Source organism: Martelella mediterranea, assembly GCF_004342225.1.
Lineage (GTDB): Bacteria > Pseudomonadota > Alphaproteobacteria > Rhizobiales > Rhizobiaceae > Martelella > Martelella mediterranea_B.
In genome coordinates this window covers 1-21,376 of record NZ_SMAR01000040.1, presented here as the reverse complement: position 1 = coordinate 21,376, position 21,376 = coordinate 1, and the positions used below count along the sequence as shown (strand labels likewise).

12 protein-coding genes and 3 pseudogenes are annotated in these 21,376 nt (G+C 58.2%); 9 read left to right on the top strand and 6 right to left on the bottom strand.

Annotated features, from left to right (window positions below):
- Positions 1–18: 18 nt before the first annotated feature.
- The 3 genes from EDC90_RS17820 to EDC90_RS17810 are packed head-to-tail and all read right to left on the bottom strand — an operon-like array spanning position 19 to position 2,991.
- On the bottom strand, positions 19–1,194 hold the full coding sequence (locus EDC90_RS17820) for a glycoside hydrolase family 88 protein (RefSeq protein ID WP_132313899.1): 1,176 nt from the start codon (positions 1,192–1,194) through the stop codon (positions 19–21).
- A 5-nt stretch (positions 1,195–1,199) separates the two neighbouring features.
- Complete coding sequence (locus EDC90_RS17815) at positions 1,200–2,036, bottom strand: carbohydrate ABC transporter permease (RefSeq protein ID WP_132313898.1); 837 nt, start codon at positions 2,034–2,036, stop codon at positions 1,200–1,202.
- Between the two features lie 13 nt (positions 2,037–2,049).
- Positions 2,050–2,991, bottom strand: a complete 942-nt coding sequence (locus EDC90_RS17810) for a carbohydrate ABC transporter permease (RefSeq protein ID WP_132313897.1) — start codon at positions 2,989–2,991, stop codon at positions 2,050–2,052.
- A 288-nt stretch (positions 2,992–3,279) separates the two neighbouring features.
- Between EDC90_RS17810 and EDC90_RS17805 the strand changes: the two genes are divergently transcribed.
- The 3 genes from EDC90_RS17805 to EDC90_RS17795 all read left to right on the top strand — a co-directional run bounded on the left by EDC90_RS17805 (position 3,280) and on the right by EDC90_RS17795 (position 6,797).
- The gene (locus EDC90_RS17805; protein WP_132313908.1) at positions 3,280–5,070 is read left to right on the top strand and encodes a heparinase II/III family protein; all 1,791 of its coding nucleotides are present in this window, start codon (positions 3,280–3,282) and stop codon (positions 5,068–5,070) included.
- Positions 5,071–5,082: 12 nt separating this feature from the next.
- A complete protein-coding gene (locus EDC90_RS17800; protein ID WP_132313896.1) occupies positions 5,083–5,871 on the top strand; it encodes a DUF7402 domain-containing protein in 789 nt (262 codons plus the stop codon).
- A 167-nt stretch (positions 5,872–6,038) separates the two neighbouring features.
- Positions 6,039–6,797 (top strand): FadR/GntR family transcriptional regulator, encoded by a 759-nt coding sequence (locus EDC90_RS17795; protein WP_245511120.1) that lies wholly within the window; start codon positions 6,039–6,041, stop codon positions 6,795–6,797.
- Positions 6,798–6,868: 71 nt separating this feature from the next.
- Here the strand turns inward: EDC90_RS17795 and EDC90_RS17790 are convergent, their stop codons facing one another.
- Positions 6,869–8,755 carry a DUF2264 domain-containing protein gene (locus tag EDC90_RS17790; RefSeq protein ID WP_165972887.1) on the bottom strand — a complete coding sequence of 629 codons (1,887 nt, stop codon included), beginning with the start codon at positions 8,753–8,755 and terminating at the stop codon, positions 6,869–6,871.
- A 211-nt stretch (positions 8,756–8,966) separates the two neighbouring features.
- Between EDC90_RS17790 and EDC90_RS17785 the strand changes: the two are divergent.
- From EDC90_RS17785 to EDC90_RS17760, 6 genes and pseudogenes are all read left to right on the top strand, one after another.
- A pseudogene (locus EDC90_RS17785) lies at positions 8,967–9,047 on the top strand (IS6 family transposase); the annotation flags it as partial.
- Positions 9,041–9,450, top strand: a pseudogene (locus EDC90_RS17780) (DDE-type integrase/transposase/recombinase); the annotation flags it as partial. The pseudogenes EDC90_RS17785 and EDC90_RS17780, both read left to right, overlap by 7 nt.
- Before the next feature lie 603 nt (positions 9,451–10,053).
- A complete protein-coding gene (locus EDC90_RS21455; protein WP_165972886.1) occupies positions 10,054–13,509 on the top strand; it encodes a S8 family serine peptidase in 3,456 nt (1,151 codons plus the stop codon).
- Between the two features lie 647 nt (positions 13,510–14,156).
- Positions 14,157–15,101: a helix-turn-helix domain-containing protein gene (locus EDC90_RS17770; RefSeq protein WP_132313893.1), complete on the top strand. Its 945-nt coding sequence runs from the start codon at positions 14,157–14,159 to the stop codon at positions 15,099–15,101.
- Positions 15,102–15,477: 376 nt separating this feature from the next.
- Positions 15,478–18,978: a S8 family serine peptidase gene (locus tag EDC90_RS21450; RefSeq protein ID WP_281015415.1), complete on the top strand. Its 3,501-nt coding sequence runs from the start codon at positions 15,478–15,480 to the stop codon at positions 18,976–18,978.
- A gap of 121 nt (positions 18,979–19,099) precedes the next feature.
- Entirely contained in the window at positions 19,100–19,351 is a 252-nt protein-coding gene (locus EDC90_RS17760) for an SDR family oxidoreductase (protein WP_132313892.1), read from the top strand.
- Here the strand turns inward: EDC90_RS17760 and EDC90_RS17755 are convergent.
- Both EDC90_RS17755 and EDC90_RS17750 read right to left on the bottom strand, forming a co-directional pair.
- On the bottom strand, positions 19,341–20,342 hold the full coding sequence (locus EDC90_RS17755; protein WP_132313891.1) for an aldose epimerase family protein: 1,002 nt from the start codon (positions 20,340–20,342) through the stop codon (positions 19,341–19,343). The two genes, EDC90_RS17760 and EDC90_RS17755, sit on opposite strands and share 11 nt — an antisense overlap.
- A gap of 4 nt (positions 20,343–20,346) precedes the next feature.
- Positions 20,347–21,291: pseudogene (locus tag EDC90_RS17750) on the bottom strand (ABC transporter ATP-binding protein); the annotation flags it as partial.
- Between the last annotated feature and the right edge of the window lie 85 nt (positions 21,292–21,376).

The window sequence follows — 21,376 nt, the reverse complement described above, 5'->3', positions numbered from 1 at the left end:
TTCAAACCGCCTCGGGCGTTACCAGTATGAGGACCAGTTGCGCGAAAGCCGCGTCAACGCCTCGAGATAATAGTAGTCGCCCCAGGAGACGCACTCGTCGACGCCTTCCGGCGTGCAGGTGTTGTAGGGGGTCTTTTTCGAATAGGTGCCGTGGAGCACGAGACCGTTGGAGACCGCCGGATCCTTCACGGCGTAGCCATCGGCAAGGCTTTTGACGAAACGCCTGGCGATATCGCGGTAGGCAGCAGCATCCTCGCCGCCGACAATGTCGGCCATTTCGAGCAAGCCGCAGGCGACGATCGCGGCAGACGAGCTGTCACGCGGTTCATCGTCGCCATCGGAAAAGATCATGTCCCAATAAGGCACCATGTCGGCAGGCAGACGCGTCATGAAGAAATCGAGCGCCTTTTTGAACATTGCCGCATATTCCGGCTTCGGGTCGTAGCGATAGGAAAGCGCCAGCCCGTAGACCGACCATGCCTGCCCGCGCGCCCAGTCGCTGTCGTCACGATAGCCCTGCACGGTAACCCCCTTCACCGGACCGCCGGTTTCGGGGTCCATGAAGAAGGTGTGATAGGTCGAGCCGTCCTCGCGGAAGGAGTTGGCAAGCGTGGTTGCGGCATGAATGCGGGCGATGTCGCGGTATTTGTCATCGCCCGTCTCGCGGCTTGCCCAGTAGAGCAACGGCAGGTTCAGCAGGCAGTCGATGATGTAGCGGTAATTTTCCCGCGCGCCCATTGCGCCCCAAGCCTGAATAAAGCCGCCGACTTCATGAAAGCGCGCAATCAGCTGATCGGCGGCAAGGATCGCGGCCTTGCGCCCGTCCTCATCGCCCACAAGTTTCCAAGCGGCAACGCAGGTCGGCGAATAGAGGAAGCCCATATCGTGATGGTCGACTTCGATTTTGTTCTCGATCCGATGCAGAAAGCTCTGCACCTGGATTTGCGCGGCATGCTGGAACACCTTGTCGCCGGTCAGTTCATAGGCGAGCCAGATCTCGCCCGGCCAGAAGCCGCAGGTCCATTGGTCATTGTCGATCGCCGGATAGAAATTATTCACGCTCGAATGGTTCTGCTGGCGATAGGTGAAGTCCGGCAGGTTGCGGCGCACCTGGGCGACAGCAACGGCAATCGCGGTGTTGACTTCAGCGTCCGTGATCGGGGCGACAGCGGTGATTTTCTCGTAAGCGGTCATCAGGATCAGCCTTTCAGTCCGGCATTGGCGACGCCTTCGACGAAGAAGCGCTGAAGCGCCAGGAAGACGGCGAGAACGGGGACAATCGCAACAACCGAGGCCGCCATGATCAGTCCGTATTCGGCCGAATATTGCGAGATGAACATTCTGAGGCCGATCTGGATGGTCTTCAGATCCGTCTGCGTCAGATAGATCATCGGACCAAGGAAGTCGTTCCAGGCGAAGACGAAGGTGAAGATCGTCAGCGTCGACAGCGCCGGCTTCGACAGCGGCAGCATGATCTTCCACCAGATCTGGTACTCGTTCATGCCGTCGACGCGGGCGGCCTCGCACAGCTCATCCGGGATCGACATGTAGAACTGCTTCATCAGGAACACGCCGAAGGCGGTGAAGGCCTGAAGCGCGATCAGCGCCCAGTGGGTGTTATAAAGCCCGAACTCCCGCATGAGGATGAACTGCGGCACCATATAGACCTGCCACGGCATGGCGATGGTGGCGATGTAGCCAAGAAACAGCACGTCACGGTACGGGAATTTCAGCTTGGCGAAGGCATAGGCCGCGAATGACGAGGTGAACAGCTGCAGCAACGTCACCATGATCGTGATCTTGGCGGTGTTGAAGACGAACAGGCCGAGGGGGATCTTGGTCCAGATCTGGACATAGTTTTCCCAGCGCGGGTTTTCCGGGATCCAGTGGATCGGGAACTCGAACACTTCGCGGTTGAATTTCAGCGACGCCGACAGCATCCAGGCAAACGGCAGCAGCATGATGATCGTGATGACGATGATCAGCACATAAAGGCCGATGGTGGACGGTTTGATCTTGCGACCGAAAATAATCATCTCACCCTCTCCTTCAATCAAGGCTGCGCGAATAGCGGAACTGGATCAGCGTGACGGCCAGCACCAGAACGAAGAGAACGAGCGCAACCATGCTGGAATAGCCGAGATCCCACGAGATAAAGGCCTCGTTATAGATGTGATAGACCAGCACCAGCGTCGACGTTCCGGGCCCCCCTTGCGTGATCATGTAGACCTGATCGAACACCTTGAAGGAGTTGATGGTCAGCATCACCGACACGAAGAAGGTGGTCGGCGCCAGCTGCGGCAGGGTGACATTCCAGAACTTCTGCCAGGCATTGGCGCCGTCGAGATCGGCGGCCTCGTAAAGCTCGCGGTTCACACCCTGAAGACCGGCCAGATAGATGACCATGAAATAGCCGGCCTGCTTCCAGATACCGAACAGGATGATGGTGACCATCGCCCAGTCCTTGTCAGCCGCCCAGCCGGGCAGATCCTTCGGATCGACGCCGAATGTGTAGAGGATCATGTTGATCGGCCCCATTTCCGGGTTGAACAGCATGTTCCAGACGACGGCAGCCGCCACCAGCGAGGCGACGTAAGGAAAGAACATCGCCGCACGGAAGAAGTCGCGGCCGAAGATCTTCTTGTTCAGCAGCATGGCCAGCCCCAGCGAGCAGGCCATGGTCAGCGGCACGGAAAACACCGTGTAGATGATCGTGTTCCAGAACGCGGCCTGAAAGGCCCGGTCGCGGAACAGCTCGAAGAAATTGGCAAGACCGGCGAACTCGATCGGGTTCGAGCCGTCCCAGTGCATGAAGGCAAGGGCGAAGGCGAAGATGATCGGGCCAAGCGTAAAGACCGCAAAGCCGATAAAATTCGGCGCGATGAAGGAATAGGCGACGAGACTTGCCCGCCGCTTCTGCTGACGCTTGGTCAGCACACGGCGCTTTTTCCTCGTCTGCCCGGTCGCTAATCCTGAGCCGGTGGCAGCCACGTGATCCTCCCATCCTGCGGGGAGCCATGCGAGGGCAACCCGGAATGCCTTTTACGGACGCCATGGCGGACGTCCGCGATTTTGTCCGATCCTATCGCCGGAAAACATATAATACAAGTGGTCAAAAATGTATTTTTTTGGCTAAAACTTATCCGACATATATGCTAGTGGGTAATGAAACCCATGCCGCTTCGGCCTTTTCACGCCCTTTCAGCGGCGCTGGCGAACGGCGAAAAGAACAAGTTGACGCCGCGCCGGGCCAGCCCCGGACGGATACGGGAGGACGGAATGTTTCGCGAGCGCCTTGACGCCCTGCCAGAGCGTTTCGAGCAGTTTACGCCGGCCTGGCTTTACGCCGACCGCGCCGCATGGTCGTCCCTGCCCGGGGATTACGCGGCCCGCCTGCTGGTGACGGCCGAACGCTGCCCGGACCAGTGGCCAGCGCTTGAGGCAAGCCAATACCTTGCCTTTTCCCGCAATGGCGACCGCATCGGCTACGAAACGCCCTATATGCAGCGCCGCCGGATGCTGAATGCACTGGCGCTTGGCGAGTGCGTGGCCGGCGACGGTCGCCATCTCGACCGGATCATCGATGGCGCGCTGCTGATTGCCGAGGAAGGCGGCTGGCAGCTGCCGGCGCACAATGTCTATATCCGCGACGCGCAGGTGCTGCCGCTGCCCGATCCGCGCCGCCCGGTGGTCGATCTCTTCGCCGCCGAAACCGGCGCCCAGCTTGCGCTCCTCGCAACGCTGTTCGAAGATGCGCTGAATGCGGAAACGCCGATGATCGTCGCCCGGCTCGATGACGAGATCAGCCGCCGCATCATCCGGCCCTATCTGGAGGAGCATTTCTGGTGGATGGGCCGCGGCGACGAGCCGATGAACAACTGGACGGCCTGGTGCACGCAGAATGTGCTGCTGGCGGCCTTCTCCCGGCCCTTCAACGATGAAACCCGTCGACGCGTGGTCGAAAAGGCCGCGGCCAGCCTTGATTTCTTCCTCAAGGATTATGGCGATGACGGCGCCTGCGAAGAGGGTGTACTTTACTATCGCCATGCCGGGCTTTGTCTGTTCAACGCGCTCAACATCCTCGCGACGGTCGCGCCCGATGCCTTTGCACCGCTCTTTCGCGCAGAAAAAATCCGCAATATGGCGGAATTCATCGCCTACATGCATGTCAGTGATGACCGCTATTTCAATTTCGCCGACTCCTCCGCCCGGGCTGGCTTCTGTGGTGCGCGCGAATATCTCTTCGGCAAGGCCGTCGGTTCAAGACTTCTGACCGATCTCGCCGCCGCCGACTGGAAGGCTTCCCCCGAACCCGATGCGCCGGAGGAGATCAACCTCTTCTATCGTCTGCAAGGGGCAATGACGGCCGCGGAACTGACCGCCCATGATGCGCCGCGCCCCGCCGTCGGTGACCGTTATTTCCCGAGCATCGGCCTGATGGTGGCCCGCGACGACCGTTTTGCGCTGGCGGTCAAGGCGGGCGACAACGGCGACAGCCATAACCACAACGACACCGGCAGTTTCACGATTTACAAGGACGGAAAGCCCTACATCATCGATGTCGGCGTCGAAAACTACACCGCCAAGACCTTTTCCCCGCGCCGCTATGAAATCTGGACCATGCAGTCCGCCTTCCACAACCTGCCGAGCTTCGGCGGGGTGATGCAGAAGGACGGAGAGGCCTTTGCGGCCGGCGATGTCGCGGTCGCGCTGGGCGACGATACGGCGGAGATTTCAATGGAACTCGCCGGCGCCTATCCGGACCCGGCGGGCGTCGAAAGCTATCGCCGCACGGTGCGGCTCACCAAGGGTGACGGCATCGAAATAACCGATATGTTCCAGGGCACTCGGCCGGCGACGCTGTCGCTGATGTTGGCTGAAAAGCCGGCGGTGACGGAAGACCGGATCTCGATCCCGGGCCGCGGAGACATCGCGATCGACGGCGGCTTGATGCCGCAAATCGAAACCATCGCCATCACCGATTCGCGCCTCAGGGCCGCCTGGCCCGACACGCTCTACCGCATCCTCATCCCCCTGAGCGGCTCGACGCTCAGACTGACAATCAACTGACGGGAGACCCCCATGGAGATCACACTTTCCGTTCTCGACAAAACCGGTGAGGCGCGCGCCCGCAAGAGCGGCGGCGAGGCTGTTTCGCTGTTTTTTCGCCAAGCCTATGCACCCGGCGACCGGATCGTCGTCGAAACCGACAGCCCCGGCCGCTTCGTCACGCTTTGCATCGACAATGCGCTGGCGCCGGCAATCGTGTACATGAAGGAGAAGAGCTTCAGCTTTCCCGTGCCTTTCGGCGATGCGATGACGGTTTATGCGCCGACCGCCTTTTCCGGCGACAAACATCGGATCTCCGCGCATGCCACCGGCGCTGATGCGCTTGCCGGCATCCGCAACCTGGCACTGAACCCCACCGATCACGGCGGCAGCACAACAGCCTTTCCCCACGCCTTCGCCAGCGTCGAGACCCGCGGCGAGGCCGCCTTTGCCGCCCGCAATGCCATTGACGGCGAAATCGCCAGCGACGATCACGGCTTCTGGCCCTATACAAGCTGGGGCATCAATTGTGATCCGGACGCGACCATGACCGTCGATTTCGGCCGCAAGGTCATCGCCCATTCCGTCGTGCTTTATACCCGCGCCGACTTCCCCCATGACGCCTGGTGGACATCCGCGACCCTTCGCTTCAGCGACGGCCACACCATGGACGTGCCGCTTGAAAAAACCGGGATTGGCCAACGCGTTACCTTCCCCGAACGGGAAGTTGAATGGGTGCGCCTGGAAAAGCTGATCAAGGCCGACGACCCCTCGCCATTTCCCGCCCTGACCCAGATCGAGGTATGGGGTCGAGAAACCTGACGCCTGCGCTCCACTCATCTCCCTTATAAAAAAGGTTATATTGCATTTCGGGATAACTTATCATACAATTTTTGATATTGAATCGAACATGGTTGTCCGCCGACCCTGCTTTCGCAATGAAAAGCCTGCTGTGACGCGCTGAGGACGGATCTCGAAGGGGATGAATTTTGGCAACGCAAACCGCCGCCCGCACCGGAACCCTGGTCTACAAGGTCAGCGAGGCACTGCGGAAAGCCATTCTGGACGGTGAATTTCTGCCCGGCGAGAAACTGCCGAGCGAGGCCCGCCTGACCCAGGAACACGGCGTTTCCCGCACGGTGGTGCGTGAGGCGGTGGCGGCGCTCAGATCAGACGGACTTGTCGAGCCGCGTCAGGGCGCCGGCGTCTTCGTGCTGGACCCGATCGCCTTTGCATTCAAAAAAACCAAGCCGACGGTCGATTCCGACCGGATTTATACCTCGCTTGAAATACTCGAGGCCCGCACGCCGCTGGAAATCGAGGCAGCCGGACTTGCGGCCCTCAGGCGCTCTCCCGCCCAGGAGGAAGAGATTTTCGAGTGCCACGCCGCCGGCATTGCCGGACGCAATGACGGCAAGGCCTGGAGCGATGCCGATATCGGCCTGCATCTGGCCATCGCCAAGGCCACCAACAATCCGCTGTTTGCGACATTCCTTGAAATGCAGGGCACATCGATCATCCCCCAGACCGGCCAGATCGATACGGACGAGGGTGGTGAAATCGCCTATCGAAGCCTGCTGATCAAGGAACATGAACGCATCGTCTTTGCCATTTCCAACGGCGATGAACAGGGCGCGCGCGATGCCATGCGCGAACATTTGAAAGGCAGCCTCGAGCGCTATCGCAATCTTTTGCGTGAGGAACGGCTGCGCCACATGGCCTGCCTGCGGCAAGACAGCGAGAGCTGAACAGCTCGCCCGACAGCATCCCCAATGCACGCGCGGGAACCGGGAACATCGGCTCCCGGCAAAAAATGCGCTCAGTCCTGCAGTTTCACCCCGTTTTCCGCACAAAACGCCCTGATCGTGTCCGGCACAGAAACCGGCGGCAGCGTGTCCACACGCTTCGTCACGCCGTAAACCGCCGTGGCGATGAAGTGCTCGCCCGCCGGCAGTTCACCGAAAAGGCGCGGAAACAGCGTTCTCGGAAAGCGGATATTGGTGTTGGGCGCGGCACGGATGATCTCGCCGGCCCGCGCGCTTGAAAGATCGACAATCGCCGTCGTCTGTGTCGGCGTGGCGACACGGGCGCACCCGGTGACAGCGGAAAGGCCATCGCCAAAGCCCGGCTTGTCTTCGCCCGTGCGATCGACGGAAAACCCGCTTTCACTGAGAAACAGCCGGTCCATCGTATCGATACGATGGAGGCGCACATGCCAGCCCTCGCCGGCAAAATCCATCCAGCTTTCAATTCTGAGCCGGTCATCCGGCTGCCAGACGCCCCAGACCATGCCCCGGTCGGCCCCCTCTTCGGTGATCACCGCGCGGGAGATATAGGTCCGGCCGTCACGCGAGATGGCAATGCCGCTGTCGACCGCGCTGCAGTCGGGACGGTCCGGCGACGTCATATCGCACTGCACCGAAAAGCCGAAAGCCGACGAATAGGCGAAACGGGCGTATTTGGCATCGTGGAGACGATGTTCACGTCCATCCTGGCCGCCGGTCAGCATCACCGCGTCACCGGGCGCACGGCGCATCGCAAAACCGGCCGACGGCGCGAACACACGACCGCCGGGTAAGGCCTCCGGTGGTTCTTCCTCCGCAGCCCAGAACGGATGGCTCTCATCAAGCGCGAGCACGAGGAATATCTTCAGGCCCCAATAGGGCGAGCCGGGCGCATTGTAGGATTCCGACATCAGCAGGTTCGGATAGGCGTAGCCGACAGACAGGACACCGTCCCGGTCGGCAATCGGCATTTTCGACCACCACCGCAGATGCCGCAGAAGCAGGCCTTTCACCCGCCCCCAGGGCAGGACCTCTTCATCCGCAAAGGCGCAGGCCGCCCAGAACGCACCCTCGGCAAAGCGATAGGTCAGCGAGCGACCATAGGGCACGGCCGCACCGTCATCGGCAAACCAGTGCTGGAAATCCTGCGCGAAAAGCCGGGCGCGCTCCCGGTAGCGCCCGGCATATTCGGGGAAGACATCGCCGGCGCATTTGGCGATCATCAGACCGTAGAAATGAAGCGCCATTGGCAGATAATAGTCGCGGTGACCCCATTTGCCGTCCCGGTAATAACCGTCGCCGAGATAATAGGTCTCGATGCGCTCAAGCGCTGCGCGCACGGCCTCTTCGGACCATTGCCGTCCGACATTCCTGAGGCCGAGATTGACCAGAACGCGGAAAAACAGCCAGTTATTGTCCGGTACCTCCCGTTCATTGATCTGCAACAGCCAGCGTTCCACCTTGTCCTTGGCAGGTTCAGGCAGAGGTGCCCAGAAGGTTTCCGGCGCAAGCAGAAGCGCCAGCGCAATGCCTGCCGTCTCGACCAGACGCTGGTCGAAATCGTCGGGCTCGCCCCAGAATTCTTGGTGATTGGGGTCCATCCCATGAGCAAGACCTTCGGTGAACAACTTCGTTTCCGGAAAGGAGTAATTTCCTGTCACGAGCGGAACGATACCCCACAAAGGCCGGACAAAGGCCTCCATTTCGGCAGCCGTATCATCATAGTGGGCCGCCGATACGGAAAGGCGCAGCCTTGCACTTCCTTCAGAATACCATGGCTGAAGCGGCCTGAACAACGCCATCACCGCATCCTGCAAGTCCGCCCTGCTCTTCAGTGGATTGCCCGACATCGGATTACATTCCGCCATCTGCCGAACGAGAGGTTGACGGTCCCAAAGCGAAAACGAGGCTGATGAAATCATAGAGACAAACCTTTTGAAGTAAGATCCGTACCTGCCACGGAATAGGCTTTCCGGAACACCGAGACGGTACAGCCTGCGATGCAATGTGAAAAGCACGAAAGAAGCCAGTTTGGCAAAGTTTTCTGGCGGCAGGCACCTCTTCAGATGGCTTTGTCGCAAAAAATCCATTGATGGTCGAAAGCCATGCCGACAATTTTCTCCGAGGTGTCTGATGGGCGATTTCAATTGGCGTCATGTTCAGGGTGAGGTGAATTTGTGGGCAGTGCGCTGGTATTGCCGTTACCCGATCAGCATGGCTTCGTTCTCGAAGAGATTTTGCAGAGGTGCCGCGACAAGAGGGCAGCCAGGTGCCTGTTGGTGGCGTGAATGAAGCGCTATTGCTTTGTTCCCAAACGGATCATCACCGATAAGCTGCGCTCCTACGGCGCAGCAAAGGCGGACATGGCCCCAGTCTCGACCACTGGTCGCACAAGGGTCTCAAAAATCGAGCCGAAAACAGTCACTTGCCGTTTCGAAAGCGAGAACGAACAATGCAAGGCTATCGGTCGCCGGGAACGCTGCAACGGTTCGTTTCCATGCACTCGGCTATTCGCAATTGCTTGTCAGTGCCATCCCACCGCCGTGCTGCACAAACAATTCGCTACCATCGTCTCGAAGCGTTCGACGCATGGAAAATCGCGGCCTGCATCGCCTGAAAATTCGTGAAACCCCGGCCCTTCTCAGCCTGCCAAACTTAACGTGACAACGCCGGTGCGGCCAGTGCAATATTCAGCGTATCCGTCACATCGTCGACTCTCATACGTGACGACAACGATCACCGCTATCCTCAATGGTCATAAGCAGAGCCGCATCAATGCGCTGCTTTCATGGAACTATGCTGACAAGGTGTGACCGAAAAACCGCTTACTGAAAAGCTCACGAACGTTTAAAGCGGTTCGCGATTCCGCATGAGCGAAAAACATTCCAGTACATTCAGCACATCATTTGGGACGTGCGGGCGATACAGCATCCTGTTCTTATTCTAAAAAGAAATCAGGTTCGTTTAATGGTGAGAATTACTGCTGCGGCAAAACACACCATATCGATGCAAAGAGCGCGAGGTGAGCGCCAACTGTAAAGGCAGGCTTTGCAATATGTGCTTTGGCATTGATCTTTAGATTTGGAAACCGCAATAAAACCGGATATTTAGGTGAATTCATATGGCACTCGGCCTGTTCAATTCGAAGCGCCAATCAGATAAACGTGCATCTCTTTCTCTGGGCCTTCTATTAACAACAGCTATGGTTGCGGTTCCATCTATGGCGGTTTTAGCCTTCGCGGAAGAATCATCCCAACCAGCAGCGATTTCGGAAATACTCTCCGATGATGCGATATCCAGTGCGCTCGAACAAGCCGAGGGTTATGGACGGCAGTCCTTTCTGGCGAGCATCGTTGAGAATACCCGGTTGACGCCGGAGCGTGCTGAGATGATCAGCGAAAGTGCAACTGCGCTGCGGCCTGATCTTGCGCAGAGTATTATGCGCGCCGTTCAGTCCGGGCAGCATCTGGCCAGTCTTTACCCGTCGTCGTCATTTTCAGGCGAAAGCGCCTCCTCGGCAAGAGCCTATGCGGGTGCCCTGCCCTATCCTGGCGGCAACCCGGATATTCCGAAAAGCGCGCTCAGCGAAGATCAACGCAATTACTCGCTCGATGCCATTCGAGCAGAAGCTGCACGTGAAAGAGGCCTGACCGGCAAGGGTGTTGTTGTCGGTGTGATCGATAGCGGCATTGACCGCAGCCCCGACGGAACCGTTCATCCCGAGTTCGAAGGCAGGGTTGATCCGCGTTCTACAAGTTATGTTCACTGGTTCGATAAGTCTCTGGATGGACAAACCTTGACGATCGAAGAGTTTAAGAAAGGCTTTGTTCAGGGGCCCACAGATACGGAAGCGCTTGTCGATCACGGAACACATGTCTCCGGTATCATCGGCGCCGGTCACAATGGCTTCGGTATGGAAGGCGTGGCGCCCGATTCAACCATCGTATCCGCCAAGGCGATTACCGGAGCACACGGCGCCGTAAAAGTTGATATGGGCGATGGGACCTATGAGATATTCGACATCAGAACACTTGAGTGGTGCGGCGCAGACGTTTTGAACGATGTGTGCAAAGCCGTCGCAGGACCGTTCGCAGATCCTGAAAAGATCAACCCGTATTTGGCTCCCGAGATCAACGCAAGCCGTTACCTTGCACAGTTTTCCGATGTTAAGGTCATCAACATGAGCTATGGGCCGAGCGTCGAGCCCGGTGCAAAAACCTGGAATCTTGTCCTCGAGAATCAACCAAACATCTTGGCCACGGCGCAAGCGATGCGCTCCAACCTGGACTCAGGCCAGATTCTTGTCATCGCGGCCGGGAATTCTGCCGGCGATTATCCAAAATCCGCCCCCATCGTGGCGGAGAATCCGCTTGGTGGTGGCCTGTACCCGTTCATCCAGCCGAACAATGAAGGGGTAACGAATTCTTCAGGTAACCTTGTTTATGACGATCATGGCACCGGACTGGATCTGAGCTTCACCTCGGCGGAAGCATTGGCAGCGGCGGAAAAACAGGACGGTATTGCCCGCGGGCGGATTGTCGTTGTCGTCGCACTCGATGCCTATAACCGGATCGCCAGCTATTCCAACAAATGCGGTGTGGCAAAAGAGTGGTGCGTTGCCGCGCCCGGTGGTGGCCAGCCTTCGGGCAGTGACAGCGGCATCTATTCGACCATTCCGGTCGACGACGGAAGTTATGGAAACCTGAGTGGCACCTCAATGGCCGCACCGAACGTTTCCGGTGCAGTCGCGGTTCTGACCGAGGCCTATCCGACATTCACCCCTGCAGAAATCGTCAAAATTCTGTTCATGACCGCTGAGGACCTTGGCGCGTCTGGCGTTGACGAGATATATGGCTGGGGCCTTGTCCGGCTTGATCGCGCCCTGTCGGTTGGCCCTGTCGGCATGACGGGAGACGGGGCCTACACCGTCGGTGCGGATGATGCCGACACCACATGGATCGTCTCCTTTGAAAGTGACGGCAGTCTGGAAAAGGAAGGCACCGGAACGCTGGCCGTTGCCGGGGACGCCACGTTCAGGAAAGGCGGGTCGGTTGATGGCGGTCTTCTGGCCGTCGACGGGTCACTGACCGGCCCGTCATTCATGATCGGCGAAAACGGCACGCTTGGCGGTACAGGCTTCATTGTTTCCGACATCAATGTTTCCGGCCGGCTATCCCCCGGCAGTTCACCCGGCACGCTGACGGTTTCCGGCGATGTGACCTTGAACGCAACCGCCACAACGACAATCGAAGTGGACGGAACCGGAACGCAGAACGGTGCGGGCAATTATGACCGCATCGTCCTTTCCGGCAGCGGCAACACCTTTACCGCAGGCGGCACGCTGGCCCCTGAGCTGCGCGGCATTGCCGGTTCGGCAACCAATACATTCGTCCCTCAGTCGGGCGAACTCTTTACATTCGTCTCCGCGCCTGATGGCAGCGTGACCGGCAGCTTCGACACGCTCGTCCAGCCTTCAGCCGGTCTGCCTGCAGGCACACGCTTTGATGTTCTTTACTGGGACAATGCCCTGTCTCTGGCGGCAACGCCGGAACAGTTTGCTGATCTCGAAGCGTTCGGCATTTCCACCGGCATCAACGAGAAAGCACTGGGCCGCGCCATTGATGCGGCGCGACCGGCAGCCGGTGTTCGTCCGGATGCGGCCTATAATGGCGGTTACAATACCCTTTATGCCGCAAACCTTGATGAACTGGCAGCGGGCATGCCTTCCATGACCGGTCAGCTGCATGCAGAAATGGGCACGACAGCCGTTCGCGCTGTTGGTCGCTTTGCCGATGCAATCGGTGCGCGGCAAATGGATCTGGCGGCCGACTGGCTTTCAACCAATGAGACGGGCTATGGCACCGGACGGGCCTGGGTTTCCGGCAATACGGCCTCAACCGATGTCGGCACATCGGGCGGCCTTTCCGGTTATGATACGACGGCCAATAACGGTGTTTTCGGTCTCGACTGGCAGTTCAGCGAGGGCATTGCCGGTGTCGCGGCATCATACGAATATGCCGATGTTTCCGCCAATGCCAACGGTTCCGGCAATATCGGAACCTATCAGGGCGCGCTTTACGGCACATTCGACACCGGCATGATGGCCCTTGCCGCACGCGCTGGCTTTTCCTACGGCGATCTTTCGACCAGCCGCGAAACGACGCTTGGTTCCTACCGCGCCACAGCAAGCGCCAGCGGCCATGGCACGGGCGGGTTTATCGAAGCCTCGGCATTCCGTTCGTTTGAAACCAACGCCTTGACGCTGACGCCCTCGGCAACATTCGGTTACAGGGCCTTTCACCGTGATAGCATGAAAGAGACCGGCAGCAAGCTTGGTCTTGCACTGCCCTCTGAAACTTTTGAAGAAACCCAGACCACGCTTGCCATAGCCTTTTCGAAAGATATTGCCTTCGACGGCGGCCTGCGGCTTGAGCCTCTGCTCAGCCTTGGCTGGCGCCACGATTATGGCGATGTCAGCCGCACGTCCGAGCTCGCAATCTTCGGCGGTCGTTTTGACGCAACAGGGGCCGATATCGGCGCCGATGCCTTTGTCGGACGTGCTGCTTTGACGGCCAGGGCAACCGACCGGTTTTCCTTCGAGGCCGCCTATGAAGGCGAGTTGCGCGAAAACCTGCAAAGCCATGTCTTCTCGGCCAAAGCAAGCCTCAGTTTCTAAAAGCGTAACCGGAATCGATCCGGAGACGAACAGCGACTTCGTTTGGAGTCGCTGAGGCACTTAAACCCTTACGCATCGCGCTAACCTATTGAATCGACGCATCGACCCGAAAATCGATTCCGATTTTCGGGTCGATGCTTTAGCTGGCCGAGATTCTATTGGAAAAGGTTCGCGGAAACTGTCATCCCTGAGGATTATTTCTTGCCGTCGCCATTGGCTCGATCGGCACGCATCCCTGACTACCATTACCAATTCGGTTTGATTTTCACTTTAAGGCGGCTTTTGGCAAAAAATGGCGGCTTCACGACAAGGCGCCACGCCCAGGCAGGCGGTCAGAGGCCCCTTCTTGGCCTGACTCTGACGGGCGTGGAGGCTTTGAATTATGGAGCTGCAACTGCCTTGTTGACATTATCGATCAGCAACCCGGAACGATAAACGCTGCCCGAAGCTGCTGGAACCCTGCCGTCACAAGCCTTGTGCTCGAAAGCATATTTCAGCAAACTGTGTAAGAGGGTACGAGTTTCGCTCATCCAATAGCTACGGGGAGAAGCTGTTTGACGGAAAGGACAAGAAACCAGCCGGTCAGTTCGGATATAATTCCACGCGATTTTTTTTCGAGCACTGATTATGGCCGCTGGCGGGAGGCCATGAGCCAGCTCTATGTGCCAACACTCGATGATCCGTCCCGTAATCCATTTCATGTCGAAGTGGATGGTTTTCTGTTCGGCATGGGTACGCTGGGGCGTTGTGCGAGCGTTCAACAGGCCTTCTCGCGCAGCCGCGAGCAGATTGGCCGGGATGGCATTGACAACTATATGATCCAGATATTCCGCAAGGGACGGTGCCATGCCCGCATGTCTGGTGGTGATGTCATTCTGGATACCGGCGATGTTTGCATCTTTGACAATACCGAGCCACTTGACACCGTCAATGAGAATTTTGATCTCATGGCGCTTGCCGTGCCGCGCGAGCAGCTTGCTCCGTTGCTGCACGATGCTGATGGGCTCCATTATCGGCGTGTTCGGGGTGAAACGCCGCTTGCCCGACTGTTCTGCAAACATGTTCTTGATGTCTATCGAATGGCACCTTCGATCAGGATCGAAGATGGTCCAAATGTTTTCTCGGCGCTGGTTCATTTTCTTGCCGCCGTCATAAACAGCGGCAGAGATCTTACGCGCGAACAGCAAGCTCTGTTGCGGCAAGGTGTGCTCCAGGAGGTGCGTCGGCATATTGATGCCAACCTCGAGAGCGAAAATCTGTCTGTCGATGACATCGCGTCGCGCTTCGGCATCTCGCGAACCCGGCTTTATCGCCACTTTGAACCCTATGGCGGCGTTGCCGCTTTCGTGCGACAACGGCGACTGGCCGCAGCCCATCAGAAACTCACCGATCCGCGGGTGCTGCCGCTCAACAATAATGCAATCGCCGCTTCGGTGGGGTTTCAGTCCGAAAGCGCCTTTATTCGGGCTTTCCGTCGCCGATATGGTATGACGCCGGGCGATGCCAGACGGCAATCCCGGACTGCAGCGATCCCCGCGGCTTCCTCCGCCTCGACCGGACATAGCTGGTCCGAATGGTTCGCAGGCGTCTGACGCGATCCGGATTCCAGTTGATTGAAAACCATTTCAGTACGTTCGGCACATCATTGTGGACGAGCGGGCGATACAAGCTGTCTGCATTCCTTTAGTCAAAAACGATCAAGTCGGGCAGCGGTATTCGTCGTTTTCCGGAGAACAGAACATATTGTGGAAGCTGGTTATACAGGTCGCCAGTTCCTGCGAAATTGATGCACGGTTAATGGGCAATCACCAACCCTCGAACGGAGGGAGACCAGGCTATCTGCGCGCACTTTACCGAAGGCGCGACAAGTGGTGTGTGGTTTAAGCACGTGATGCTCGCTTTCGCGAAATGTTAGGTGAACGCCACATTTTTGAAGGGCGGTATTTCGTAACAAACAGGGGGAATAGAATGTCTGTTAGTACTGCTTCAAAGGTTTGCAGCCGTAGGATTCTGCGTCGGCGCACCGTCGCACTTCTGATGGCCTCGGCGTTGATAATGCCTGCCGTCAACCCCACACAGGCTGAAGAAGATAATGCCGATGCGATCTCGCAGTCCTGGTTTTCAGCATCGGCCATTGAGGATGCGCTTGGTCAGGCCGCCGATCACGGCACGACCTCCTTCCTTGCCAGCATTGCGGAAAACACGCGACTGACGCCCGAGCGCGCCACGCAGATTGAAGCAACGGCTATCGGGCTTCGCCCGGCTCTTGCGCAAAACATCGTGCGTGCGGTCGATACCGGGCGCTATCTGGCGGACATCTATCCGTCCCGGTCGCTGACGCATTCGCCGGACACCCCGGGGCCAGTCACGCAATCTCTGCCCTATCCCGGCGGCAATCCAGACATTCCCAAGAGCGCACTCAGCGAGTTTCAACGCAACTATTCGCTTGATGGCATTCATGCCAAGACAGCGCGCGAACTTGGCTTTACCGGCAAGAATGTTATTGTCGGCGTTATCGACACCGGCATTGATGTGCGGCCAGACGGTACCATTCACCCTGAATTTGTCGGTCGCTTCGACCAGCGATCTAAATCCTATCTGTACTGGTTCGACAAGGAACTCAAGGGCGAGATTCTTACGCTTGCGGAATATGAAGCGGGATTTCGGCAGGGTTTGACGGACTCTACTGACATTGATGGCCACGGCACCCATGTTTCCGGTATTATCGGGGCCGGACAGAATGGTTTCGGCATGGAAGGCGTCGCACCGGAGGCGACGATCCTGGCGGTCAAGGCAATCACCGGTCCGGACGATTCTGTGACGGTCGACCTCGGCGGCGGGGTCCACAAAATAGCCGATATCGACGATCTGGAGGCCTGCGGCCCGGATACGATCTACAAGACTTGCAATACCGTCTCAGGGAACATGCGGGATCCTGCAACGGATGCCAGTCGATATCTTTCCCAGTTTGACGATATCGCCGTCATCAATATGAGCTATGGCCCGGATGCCGAAGTTGGGGCGACGAGTTGGGATATCGACGACCCGTCCGACGTGATGAGCGAAGCCGAGGCTCTCAGGGCCAATATGGATGCTGGTCAGATCCTCGTTGTGGCGGCGGGCAATGACATGCTCGACGCCCCGATCTACGCGGAAAACCCGGCCGGCGGCGGCCTTTTCCCCTTCATTCAGCCGAAGAACCAGGGCGCGACCAATTCTGCAGGCGACCTGATCTATGATGATCATGGCGCCGGACTCGATCTGAGCTTTACGTCTGCCGAAGCGCTGGCGGCGGCCGAGAAAGCCGACGGGATCGAGCGCGGGCGAATTATCGTCGTTGTTGCCCTTGATGCCTATAACCAAATAGCAGGTTATTCCAATCACTGTGGAGTGGCCATGCAATGGTGCGTTGCTGCGCCCGGCGGCGGCCAGCCCACCTATACCGACAGCGGCATCTATTCCACGGTTCCTGAGGATATGGGCAGTTACGCATCCTACAGCGGAACATCAATGGCTGCGCCGAATGTCTCGGGCGCCGTGGCCGTGCTGACGGAGGCATACCCGACCTTCTCTCCGGCCCAGATCGTCAATATCCTGTTCATGACGACTGAGGATCTTGGCACTGAAGGTATCGACCCGGTCTATGGCTGGGGCCTGATACGGCTTGATCGAGCGCTTTCCGTGGGGCCGGTCGGCATGAGCGGGGACGGGGTCTACACCGTTGGCGCAGATAATGGCGACAAGACCTGGCTCGTTTCCTTCGAAAGCGACGGCAGCCTGGAAAAGCAGGGCAGCGGCACGCTCGAGATCGCCAGCGCCGCGGCCTTCAAGAAGGGCAGTTCGGTCACCGGCGGGTTGCTGTCGGTGGATGGCGCGCTGGCAACGCCGGTTCTGACGGTCGCCAGCACGGGCACGCTCGGCGGCGTCGGCGTCGTGAGGGGCGACATCGATGTCTCCGGCGAATTGTCGCCGGGTAATTCGCCCGGAACGCTGACCGTCTACGGTGATGTCACGCTCAATTCTTCTGCTGTCGCGACGATCGAGATCGACGGGACCGGGACAGGCAACGGCGCCGGCAATTTTGACCGCCTGATCCTTGCCGGCAGCGGCAATGTGTTCACCGCGGGCGGCACGCTTGCCCCGCAGCTGCGCGGCATTTCAGGGTCGGCGACCAACAGCTTCACACCCCAGCCGGGTGAGCTCTTCACCTTCGTTTCGGCTCCGGACGGCAGCGTTGCGGGCAGTTTCGACAGTCTCGCCCAGCCGGTTTCGGGCCTTGCGGCAAACACGCGTTTCGATGTGCTCTATTTCGACAATGCATTGTCGCTGGCGGCAACGCCGGAACGCTATGGCGATCTCGCCGCCCTCGGCATTGCCGGCACGGTAAACGAAACCGCGCTTGGGACCGCGATCGACATGGCGCGGCCGGCAGCGGGCGTGCGTCCGGAGGCCGCCTATAACGATGCCTATAACACGCTCTATGCGGCCGATCTCGATGCGCTGGCCGCCGGTCTTCCGTCGATGACCGGACAATTGCATGCCGAAATCGGAACGACCGCGGTGCGCGCCGTCGGCCGGTTCGCGGATGCCGTCGGCACGAGACAAATGCAGCTGACGAACGGTCTTGCCGGAACGGGCGATCGCTCCGCCGGCGAGGGAACGCTCTGGGCGAGCGGCAATTCGCTCTCGACCAGCGTCGGTTCGGCAAACGGCCTTTCGGGCTACGACGTCTCCGGCGGCAACGGGGTCTTCGGGTATGACTGGCGGTTCGGCCAGGGCGTTGCCGGCGTCGCCGCCTCCTATGAATATGCCGATGTGTCCGCGAGCGCCAACGGCTCCGGCGATGTCGGCACCTATCAGGCGGCGCTCTACGGCAGCATCAATGCCGGCATGATGACCTTTGCCGGCCGCGCCGGCCTTAGCTACGGCAATCTGTCGACCAGCCGGATCACCGCGCTTGGCGCATATTCGGCCACGGCGTCCGCCAGCGGCCATGGCACCGGCGGGTTCATCGAGGCCGCGGCGTTCTCGGACCTTGACATGGACGCGTTTACGCTGACGCCCTCGGCGACGCTCGGTTACCGCGCGTTTCACCGTGACAGCATGCAGGAAAGCGGCAGCAGCTTCGCGCTCGCCATTCCCTCGGAGACGTTCGACGAAACCCAGACCACGCTGGCGGTCGCGCTTTCCAGGGATATCAGCTTCGACAATGGCGTACGGCTTCTGCCGGCAATCAGCGCCGGCTGGCGGCATGATTACGGCGATACCGGCCGTTCATCGACGCTCGGCATTTTCGGAAGCGATTTCGATGTCGCGGGCGCGGATATCGGCGCCGATGCCTTTATCGGCCGGCTTTCGGTGACGGCCTTTGCCGATGACCGCTTCACCTTCGAAGCCGCCTATGAGGGCGAGTTCCGGGAAAACCTCGAGAGCCACATGTTCTCCGCCAAGGCAAGTCTCAGGTTTTAAATGTGCTGTCTAATTTAATCCGACCGCAGACACTGTTCCGTCTCAGCGCCTTTGAAACAGGTGGGGTTTAACGGATAAGGGAGGATTTTGGCTCATCATAGCTCACGCAAAGGAAGTGACGATGAGACAGAAATCCGTTTCGCAGAAACCAACGGCAGACAAGGAGTTTATCGACGCCTTTCTTGAATCTGTTCCGCTTGGCCGCCAGGCCGAGGTGGACGAGTATAGCGGCGTCATCCGCTTCCTGGCATCGAATGCACCCTCTTACATGACGGGGGCCAATGTCGTCGTCGATAGCGGCTTTACATCCTGGCAAACCTCCCCACCTGCTGCCGACCCTGTGCCGGCGGGGTACCTGTCCGTCATTGAATAATTTTGGACAACCGGCTGAACCTATACTCTACACGCCGCCGATAAACCTCGCCGGGCAACAAAATTGCTTCAGGGAAATCCGGACGGTTCGGACTGTCAGGCCAGTTTTGTCCTTCAAGGCATAACCCCTGTCTCGAACCGTACATACATCCTCCGTGTCCCGACACGGTTGTTGCCACCTTGTAACCATCATAGAAATGTATTCCCGGCTGATCGGTTGCAACATCCATCGCAATCGAACCGCACTCCAGCCGTGCGGCGTTCCAGAGCCCGTGACCTGTCTGCGGTCGACAATAGGTATTGTTAAAGAATGGACGCTTCTTCCATAGTTCGGCCATTCGGCATTTGGATCTAAGATCATATTGAGTATCAACTGTCGGAAGTAATTCTCCCGTCGGTATGAGTTCATCGTCCGATGGGAGGACATGATCTGAGCGAATTATGACGCTGTGCTCGGAAATACTACCGCCTCCGGCGAGATTGAAATAAGGATGATGGCAAAGATTGACGGGCGAAGGACGATCGCATTCCGCCACAAGGTCGAGCCGCAGTGTGGTTTGTTCCACGATGCTGTATATCGCACTTGCCCATAGCTTGCCGGGATAGCCTCCTTCTCCATCCGGGCTCGATATCTTGAACACGACTGCGCTGTCGCGTCTTTCATGGAGCTTCCAGCGGCGTCTGGCGAGGCTGGCACGACCGCCGTGAAGATGGTGCGGGCCATCATTTTGATCCAGAATGACAGTTTCCCCTTTGATCTGGGTACGGGCATTCGCAATGCGATTTGCATAGCGTCCAATTACTGCCCCGAAGTAAAGACCATGTTTGATATAAGCCTCCGGGCTCTTGAATCCGAGAACCAGTGGCCATTCAACGCCCGCAAGCCGCAGATCGGCAAGGCTTGCTCCAAAGGAAAGAATGCGGGCCGATAAGCGGCCATTCGATATCGTTACGTCGTCAATGCCGCCGAGTTGATGTCTTCGCTGCCCCATGTATCTAGAGCCGCTTTCCGTTTGCCGGGTCGAAGAAGTGAAGCTTGTTGGCTTCAACAGACAGTTGAATGGTTTGTCCCGAATCTATACTTGCTTGCTCGCGCAGCAACACAAGCAAGGTATCACCTGCCAGCTCGAGAGTGATCAGCGTATCGGCACCCATGGGTTCGACCAGAGCAACCTTGCCCTCGACCACCACAGCACCGGCGTTACCTAAAAGAAGATCCTCCGGGCGGATACCCAGAATCGCAGAGCGCTTCTCATGAGCTGCAGCTGCCGGCAAAATTATCTCTGTGCCGCGTTCTGAGACAAATTTGCCGGAAACGCCGTCAATTGTTCCGGTCAGAAAGTTCATCGCGGGAGAGCCGATAAAACCGGCAACAAAAAGGCTTTGCGGTTCACCGTAGAGTTCCATTGGTGTACCGATCTGCTCTATTACGCCGGCATTCATGACGACGATCCTGTCCGCCATGGTCATGGCTTCAACCTGATCATGTGTGACGTAGACAATGGTGGTGCGAAGTCGCTTGTGAAGTCCTTTGATCTCACTTCGCATCTGAACGCGCAGTTTAGCATCAAGGTTAGAAAGTGGCTCATCAAATAGAAACACTTTCGGATCACGTACGATCGATCGCCCCATCGCAACCCGCTGACGTTGCCCCCCCGACAACTGCGCCGGTTTACGATCGAGAAGCGGCTGAAGATCGAGAATCTCGGCTGCGAGTCCCACCCGGCGCTCTATCTCTGCTTTCGGCTGTTTTGCAAGCTTGAGCGAAAAGCCCATATTTTCACCAACGGTCATATGTGGGTAAAGCGCATATGACTGGAAAACCATTGCCACGTCGCGCTCGCGCGGGGGCAGCCGGTTCACAACCTTGGAATCGATCGAAACTTCACCGTCAGTGATCGACTCCAGTCCCGCTATCATGCGTAACAGCGTTGGACTTCCCCTTCAAAAGTGGAGGGCTTCTGTTAGATAAGACTGACAGGAGACTTGGAATTGAAGCAGCGAGAATTTACAGAAGAGTTCAAAC